The sequence below is a fragment of the Halorubrum tibetense genome (assembly GCF_042661865.1).
Taxonomy (GTDB): domain Archaea; phylum Halobacteriota; class Halobacteria; order Halobacteriales; family Haloferacaceae; genus Halorubrum; species Halorubrum tibetense.
Genome location: NZ_JBHSWW010000131.1, coordinates 1 through 6,625, shown reverse-complemented (window position 1 = coordinate 6,625; position 6,625 = coordinate 1). Strand labels below are relative to the sequence as shown.

The 6,625-nt window shown below is 69.0% G+C and carries 4 protein-coding genes; 3 read left to right on the top strand and 1 reads right to left on the bottom strand.

The window, feature by feature from the left end:
* Nucleotides 1-255 precede the first annotated feature (255 nt).
* Complete coding sequence (locus ACFQEU_RS09560) at nt 256-1,335, bottom strand: NAD(P)/FAD-dependent oxidoreductase (RefSeq protein WP_379781552.1); 1,080 nt, start codon at nt 1,333-1,335, stop codon at nt 256-258.
* Between the two features lie 172 nt (nt 1,336-1,507).
* Here ACFQEU_RS09560 and ACFQEU_RS09555 point away from each other — a divergent pair, with 172 nt between their 5' ends.
* The 3 genes from ACFQEU_RS09555 (at nt 1,508) to ACFQEU_RS09545 (ending at nt 6,472) form a co-directional block, all read left to right on the top strand.
* Entirely contained in the window at nt 1,508-1,828 is a 321-nt protein-coding gene (locus ACFQEU_RS09555; RefSeq protein ID WP_379781550.1) for a hypothetical protein, read from the top strand.
* 110 nt (nt 1,829-1,938) lie between these two features.
* Nucleotides 1,939-4,173, top strand: coding sequence for a prolyl oligopeptidase family serine peptidase (locus ACFQEU_RS09550; RefSeq protein ID WP_379781548.1), 2,235 nt, complete (start codon nt 1,939-1,941; stop codon nt 4,171-4,173).
* A 223-nt stretch (nt 4,174-4,396) separates the two neighbouring features.
* Nucleotides 4,397-6,472 (top strand): ABC transporter ATP-binding protein, encoded by a 2,076-nt coding sequence (locus ACFQEU_RS09545; RefSeq protein ID WP_379781546.1) that lies wholly within the window; start codon nt 4,397-4,399, stop codon nt 6,470-6,472.
* The last annotated feature ends 153 nt before the right edge of the window (nt 6,473-6,625 follow it).

Below are 6,625 nucleotides of genomic sequence, written 5' to 3'. Positions count from 1 at the left end.
GAAGAACAGCAGGACGCGACATCGATCGACACCGACGGCGCTGTCGCCGCCGCCGTCTAAGATCGACCCCGGTAGGCTGGAGCGCTGCGCGCTACCGCGCGCGGGCTCTCACTCTGCCGTTTCGACGCGCAAACCTCCGCTCACGCGGCTTATTTTTGTTCGGTCGCGGCGTTCACGAATCGATAGTCGTAGCGTTCGCGAAGCGACAGGAGTGTGAACGGGGGGATCGGTACGCGAGAAACAGTCGGGATGTGTTCAGTCGTCGGTCGCAGGGACTTCGGGTTCGGTCGCCGGCTCCCCCTCCTCGCGCGGCCCGCCCGCGTGCCCCTCGTGAGCGACGGCAGTGGCGAGCAACCGTGGCGGAATCGCGGGGACCTCCGACGCATCGACGGGGCCGTCCGCCTCGATATCCTCGGCGGAACGCGGGAACTCCCGGAGCTCCTTGTGGATCGCGAGGCCGGCCTTCGCGCCCTGGCCCATCGCGACCGGCACCTGATTGTGCCCGGGAGTGATGTCGCCGACTGCGAACACCCCGTCCTCGCTCGTGCGCCCGTGGTCGTCGACGTCGATCTCGCCGCCCTCGGTCAGCTCGCAGCCCAGCCCCTCCGCGAGTGCCGTGTTGTAATCGGAGCCGTACATCGCGAACCCGCCACGGTACTCCCGGCGGCTCCCGTCTTCGAACTCCAACGCCTCCAGCCAGCCGGAGTCGGGATCGTTCTCGACGCCGCTGACGTCCTCGTGGATCACGTCGACCGGGTGGGCGTCGAGCCGTTCCGCCGTCTCCTCGCTCCAGGTCGGCTCCGCCCCGCGGGTCAGCAGGTCCACGTCGCCGGTGACGTTCAACATGATCATCGCGACGTGGGCGGCCGCCTCGCCGTGGCCCATCACGTACACGGGCTCGTCGACGAACATGTACGCGTCACAGTGGAGACAGTAGTGGAGCCCCTTGCCGGTCCGGGGAAGCGGCGGGTCCGGGCGCTCGTCGGAGAAGCCGGTCGCGAGAACGACGCGTTCCGTGAGGACCTCGGCGTCGTTGGTCGTCAGGCGGAACCGGCCGTCGCCGGTGCGTTCGACGTCGGTGACGAAGCCGCGCTCGAACGTCCCGCCGTACGACTCGACCTGCTCGCGGCCGGTGGCGAGGAACTCGTTGCCGGAGACGTCCTCGGTGACGCCGATCACGTTGTGGGTGTCGGCCATCATCGCCGCTCGACCGCCGCCACGGTCGATGAGCACCGTCTCGTGGCCGAGTCGCGCGCCGTACAACGCGGTCGTCAGTCCCGCGGGGCCACCCCCGACGACCGCGACCTCGTACTCCGTTCCGTCGGAATCGGTCATTACCGGATCGGAGGGGTCGGATCGGCTTAAAAGCCGTCGTGGTGTGCGCGGTGAACGACCGACCGCGGCACGTCGGCCGTCGAGTCACCGACCGGGACTCGCGCCGGTCACAGGGAGGGGATCGCACCACGGTTCCGGAGACTTATGTCGGGGTACCCCGTTCGGTACGGTGATGTCACCCCCGCTCGTCGCCGCGGTCGTCCTCCTCGTCGTCGGCACCGTCGCCGACGTGTGGTCGACGCACCTCGCGATCACGAGCGGCGAGTTCGTCGAGGGGTCGCCGATCGGCAGCGCGCTCATCACGCGACTCGGGCCGACGCGCGGGATGCTAGTGACGAAGGCGATCGGGATGGTCGTCATCGGGATCCCCGTCGCGATCGCCGGGGGATCCCGTCGGCTCGTCGCCACGGTGATGTGCGGGTGTGTGGGGCTCCTCTCGCTCGCCGCGGCCGCTCGGAACCTGTTGCTCGTGGCGGGCTACTGGCCGTGGTGACCGGGTCTAACCGGCCCTAACCGACTCTGGCCGACCCGAGAGCCTCGCGGAACACCGGCGATCCGCCCCGATACCCCAGCCGTTTTGCGCCGGGCGTGAGACGAGCTTCCATGCCACGACGGGACGAGACGGCGGCGTCGCCCGACCCGCCCGACACCGACCGCAACGTCGTTACGGAGACGCTTCACGGCGTGGAGATCGACGACCCCTACCGGTGGTTGGAGGACGATACCGAGGCCGTCGAGGAGTGGGTAGAGCGGCAGAACGCGTACGCCGACGCCTACCTCGACACGCCGACGAGCGAGCGGCTCCGACCACGATTCGAATCGGTCGCCGAGGTCGCGGACTACGGCTCAGTGGTCGTGCGGGAGGACCGGTACTTCACGACGGTTCAGGAGCCGACCGACGACCACCCGCGACTCGAAGTCCGCGCCGAACCCGGGGGCGAGGGAGTCGTCCTCGCGGACCCGAACGCGTGGCCCGGAAACGACCCCGAGAGCGACGGTCCGCCGCGGTCGATGGGGTGGTACTCCGCCGCCCACGACGGCGACCACGTCGCCGTCGGCGTCACGGAGGGCGGCGACGAGAACTACGATGTCCGTGTTCTTCCGGTCCCGGACGCCGACGCGATCGGCGAACACGGAGTGGAGTCCGACGGCCACACGCCCGGGCCGGGCCCGGATCCGGAGGTCGTCCTCGAACGACGGGGACGGGTGAACGCATCGAGCTTCGCGTGGGAGGCCGACGGTGAGGGGTTCTACTACGTCGCGACCGGCGCGGCCGACGAGGGCGCACAGATGGATAAAGCGCTCCGTCGATATCGCCTGGACGGCAGGAGTGATGCGGGTGGAACCGGAGAGGGAGAGGACGAACCGCCGGAGCCGCCGGAGTCACCGGAGACATCGGAGACGACCCTGTTGGAACACGACGACCAGCACGTCTGGCCGGGCGTGACCGTCGACCCGGACAGCGGGCTGCTCGCGGTCGGGTTCTCCGAGATGATGGGCGGGACCGAGTGGTACGTCCACGTCGACGGCGAGCTCCGGCCCGTCCTCACGGACACCGACGCGGAGACGTCCGTCCGGTTCCACGACGGGACCGCGTTCCTCCATACGGACCACGAGGCACCGCGAAATCGGCTGCTCGCCTGTTCGGTCGAGCGCTTCCGGGAGGGAGACCTCGAGTTCGCGGAGTGCCGCGAGGTGATCGGGGAACGCGAGTCGATCCTCCAGTCGGCGGTGCCAACGGGCGACCGGCTGGTCGTCCACACCCAGCGCGACGCCCACTCGCGGCTCTCGGTCCACGACCGCGACGGAACGCATCGGCGGGATCTCCCGCTTCCCGACTACGCCACGGTCACCTGGACCACCGCGGCCCGCGGGGAGCCGGAGGCGTTCTACGGCGTCACCGGGTTCGATCGTCCGCCGGCGGTGACCCGTGTCGACATCGACAGTGAGCGGGAGGCGGGGACGGGAGGAGAGACGATCGCGTCCGTCGACGTGGACGTCCCCGACGACCTCGTCGTCGAGCAGGCGTTCGTGGAGTCGACCGACGACGCCGAGGTCCCGGTGTTCGTCTGCTATCGCGAGGACGTAGCCGACGACGGCGGTCCGAGTGGCGCGCCGCGGCCGGCCGTCCTGTACGGGTACGGCGGCTTCCGCAACAGCGTCACGCCGTCGTTCTCGCGGTTCCGGCTCCCGTTTCTCGCCGACGACGGGGTGTTCGCGCTCGTCTGTGCCCGCGGGGGGTACGAGTACGGCGAGGCGTGGCACGAGGCGGGGATGCTGGCGGCGAAACAACACACGTTCGACGATTTCATCGCGGCCGGCGAGTGGCTCGTCGGATCGGGGTACACCGAGCCCGATCGGTTGGCGGTCGCCGGCGGATCGAACGGCGGGCTCTCCGTCGGCGCAGTGCTCACCCAGCGTCCGGACCTGTTCGGCGCGGTCCAGTGTGAGGTGCCGCTTCTGGACATGTTACGGTTCCACCGGTTCCTGCTCGGCGAGTCATGGACGACGGAGTACGGCCACCCCGAGAACGACCCCGAGGCGTTCGAGTATATCCGCGAGTACTCGCCGTACCACAACGTCGAGTCGGGGGTAGAGTACCCAGCGACCCTGTTCCGGACCGCCGCGAGCGACACCCGCGTCCACCCCTCACACGCCCGGAAGATGGCCGCGCGGATGCAGGCGGAGGCGGATGGCGGGCCGTTCCTCCTCCGCACGAAGTCCGACACCGGCCACGGCGTCGGCCGACCGAAGTCGATGATCGTCGACGAGCAGGTCGACGCGTGGACGTTCCTCTACGAGGCGCTCGACGTGGGCGACGGGAGCGCCGGGGCCTGAGCCGGGACGAGGGGGGAATAACACGCGAGCGGGGGATCGGAACACGAGCCGGAACAGGAACCGGAGTCGGAACGGGAACTGGAATAGGAGCCGGAGTCGGAACGCGAGCCGGACTTAGAACACAGGGCGGAGTCGCGACCGGACGGACGACCCGCCGACCGCGACCCGGAACGTCCGGCCGGAGCCAACGGATACATCCACCCCCGTCCCGTCGGATCGGCGCATGGCCGCGGACGACCGGAACGCGTTCGAGGTGTATCGGGACCGGGTGGACCGGCCGCTCGTCCGGCTGTTCCGCGAATACGGCGCTGCCGAGGCTCACTGGCTCGTTATCGGGATGATCGCCAACGTGATCGCCCGGATCGCGGGACTGCTCCCGCCAGTGGTCCTCGGCGTCGCCATCGACGCCGTCTTCACCGGTGACGGCCCGTACTCCCTCCCGATCGTCCCGGACGCGTGGCTCCCGACGACCGACCCCGCACAGTTCCAGCTGTCGGTCGTCCTCATCCTCGGCGCGTTCGTCGTCACCGGCGTGTTTACGTTTATATACGGCATCGCCGCCAACAACTTCGCCCATCGAGTGATGCACGCGGTCCGAACGGACTCGTTCGATCTGATGCAGCGGCTCGACATGACGTTTTTCGACGACAAACAGACGGGCGAGGTGATGTCCGTATTGAACAACGACGCCTCGAACCTGGAGGTGTTCCTCGATAACGCCTTGCAGAACACCGCCCGACTCGGCGTGATGGTGCTCGGCATCGCGGGCGTCCTCTTCTACTATAACCACGAGCTCGCCGTCGTCACGCTCTCCGCGATCCCGCTCATGTTCCTGTTCACGCTCTGGTTCATGCGCGCGGTCGAGCCGCGGTACGTCGAACAGCGGGCGATCGTCGGCGATCTGAACACGGTGTTAGAGAACGCCCTCTCCGGCGTCGAGCTCGTCAAGACGTCGAACACGGAGTCACACGAGAGCGAGCGCGTCGAGACCGCCTCCCGGAACTACTTCGAGCGGACGATGGACATCCTGCGGCTCAACTACGTGTATCGCCCCGGGATGGAGCTGCTGGCCGGGCTCGCCTTCGCGGCGACGTTCCTCGTCGGCGGCTACTGGCTCGCACAGGGGCCACCGGGGCCGTTCACCACGGAGTTGACGGTCGGCACGTTCGTGACGTTCATCCTCCTGACCCAGCAGTTCGTCGCCCCGCTTGCAGAGGTGTCGAACATCGTCGACCAGTACGAGAACGCGAAAGCCTCCTCCGAGCGCGTGTTCGGGCTGCGAGACATCCCGGTGCGGATCACGGATCGCGAGGACGCGGTCGTCCTCGGCGGCGGAGACGGCCACCGCGGCGGCAGGAACGGCGACCGGAGCAGCGGGAACGGCGACCGGGGTGTCGACGGCGAGGTCGTCTACGACGATGTCTCGTTCGCATACGCCGAGAACGCGCTCGTCGACCCGGCCGACGCCGACGAGGTGGTGGTCAGAAACGTCTCCTTCGCCGCCGACCCCGGCGACACCGTCGCGCTCGTCGGGCCGACCGGCGCGGGGAAGTCGACCCTGCTCAAACTGCTCGCGCGCCTGTACGATGTCACGGACGGCGAGATCCGCGTCGACGGCCACGACGTCCGGGACGTGACGGTTGCGAGCCTCCGCTCGTCGATCGGCTACGTCTCACAGGACACGACGCTGTTCGACGGCACGATCGCCGAGAACATCCGCTACGGGCGGTTCACGGGAGCCCGGGTAGACGCCGATGAGCGTCCCGCGGACGACGCGGTCCGCGACCGCGTGGTCGAGGCGGCGAAGGCGGCCGAAGCCCACGAGTTCATCGACTCGCTGCCGAACGGGTACGACACGCGGATCGGCGAGCGCGGCGTGAAGCTCTCCGGCGGCCAGCGCCAGCGCGTCGCGATCGCGCGCGTGGTGTTACAGGACCCCGCGATCCTCGTGCTCGACGAGGCGACGAGCGCGGTCGACACGGAGACGGAGATGCTGATCCAGCGCTCGCTCGACCGGCTGGCGGCCGACCGTACCACGTTCGTCATCGCTCACCGGCTCTCGACGGTCACCGACGCGGACACGACGCTCGTGTTGGAGGACGGCGAGGTGGTCGAACGGGGGACCCACGACGAGCTCATCGAGGCCGACGGGCTGTACGCGAAGCTGTGGGGCGTACAGGCGGGCGAGATAGAGGACCTCCCGGAGGAGTTCGTCGAACGAGCCCGGGCACGACACGTCCAGCGCGGCGTCGAAGGGGTCGTCGAGGGGACCGTCGAACGCGAAACGCTGGACGAGTAATCGACCGGGAAGGACGGGGGTGAAGCGACCTCGTTGCCGGAGACGGCGCTTCGGTCGTCCCCAAGGACCCAGCCGTTCAGTCGTCGCCGGAGACCTGGCTGGCCGCGTCGCCGACGCGTTCCGGGACCGCGTCCGCGGGCGCGGGCGGCTCCT

Bases quoted from the DNA above. Each gene is read 5' to 3' on its own strand.
- ACFQEU_RS09560 (WP_379781552.1), bottom strand. From the start codon at position 1,335: ATGACCGATTCCGACGGAACGGAGTACGAGGTCGCGGTCGTCGGGGGT.
- ACFQEU_RS09555 (WP_379781550.1), top strand. From the start codon at position 1,508: ATGTCACCCCCGCTCGTCGCCGCGGTCGTCCTCCTCGTCGTCGGCACC.
- ACFQEU_RS09550 (WP_379781548.1), top strand. From the start codon at position 1,939: ATGCCACGACGGGACGAGACGGCGGCGTCGCCCGACCCGCCCGACACC.
- ACFQEU_RS09545 (WP_379781546.1), top strand. From the start codon at position 4,397: ATGGCCGCGGACGACCGGAACGCGTTCGAGGTGTATCGGGACCGGGTG.